The following is a 1,128-nucleotide window of genomic DNA, read 5'->3' as shown; positions in this document are numbered from 1 at the left end:
CTAGTGTCGCGTGTCGTTAATACCTAGACGCTTGGGTGTTTGGGAAGATTGATTATGGCTAATCGTCCTGCTGCTGCCCTGGGTCTTCGTGAAGGTGATTCCGAAGAGCTTCTGCGCTTGTCCCGATCGACAGCAGGACGGGCAGGGCTCGCGCAGCGGGCGCGGATCGTGATGCTGGCCGCGGAGGGCCTGTCCAACACGGTGATCGCCGAACGGACCGGGACGACCCGCACCACAGTCATCGGGTGGCGGAACCGGTACGAGTTAGCGGGGATTGAGGGGCTGCATGACCAGGACCGTCCGGGACGCCCGCGCCGGACGGACCACCGGGACATCGTGGCCGCGACTTTGCTGGCGCCGCCGAAAAAGTACGGGGTAACCCACTGGTCCTCCAGACTGCTGGCCACACATCTGGGCTTGGGGAACGCGACGGTGGCCCGGGCCTGGCGGGAATACGGGGTCCAACCCTGGCGGGCCGGGACGTTCAAATTCTCCACCGACCCGGAACTGGTCGCGAAAGTCACCGATGTCGTGGGCCTGTACCTGGCCCCGCCGGAGAACGCCGTCGTCCTCTGCGTTGACGAAAAATCCCAAATCCAAGCCCTGGACCGCACGGCACCGATGCTGCCGATGCAGCCACACCAGATCGAACGGCACACCCACGACTACACCCGCCACGGCACGACCACCTTGTTCGCCGCGCTCGAAACGGCCACCGGCCAGGTCACCGCAGCCCTCAAACCACGGCACCGGCGCCAGGAATTTCTGGCCTTCCTGCGCCAGATCGACCGCGCCTACCCCGGCCAGGAACTGCATCTGGTGATGGACAACTACGCCACCCACAAAACCCCCGAAGTCAAAGCCTGGCTTGCCGCCCACCCCCGCTTCACGGTCCATTTCACCCCGACCTCCGGGTCCTGGCTGAACCTCGTCGAGGTCTGGTTCGGCATCATCGACCGGCAAGCCATCCGGCGCGGCGTTTTCACGTCCGTCAAAGACCTCAACCAGAAAATCCGGCAATTCATCAACGGCTGGAACGACCGGTCCCACCCCTTCATCTGGACCAAAACCCCAGAACAAATCCTCGCCAAAGCCAACCGCTTAACTACTTCAGACACGCGACACTAG

At 63.4% G+C, this 1,128-nt stretch carries 1 protein-coding gene; it reads left to right on the top strand.

Annotated features, from left to right (window positions below; all coding sequences use genetic code 11):
• The first annotated feature begins 54 nt into the window (after window positions 1-54).
• On the top strand, window positions 55-1,128 hold the full coding sequence (locus ACIQTZ_RS24015) for an IS630 family transposase (RefSeq protein WP_402984842.1): 1,074 nt from the start codon (window positions 55-57) through the stop codon (window positions 1,126-1,128).

The organism is Paenarthrobacter sp. NPDC090520 (assembly GCF_044769205.1).
In the GTDB taxonomy this organism is placed as follows: domain Bacteria; phylum Actinomycetota; class Actinomycetes; order Actinomycetales; family Micrococcaceae; genus Arthrobacter.
Note: the sequence above shows the minus strand (reverse complement) of the source record. Positions and strands in the feature narration are given on the sequence as shown.

What these genes read in the sequence shown, in the direction of transcription:
- ACIQTZ_RS24015 (WP_402984842.1), top strand. Translation starts at nt 55, where the DNA reads ATGGCTAATCGTCCTGCTGCTGCCCTGGGTCTTCGTGAAGGTGATTCC.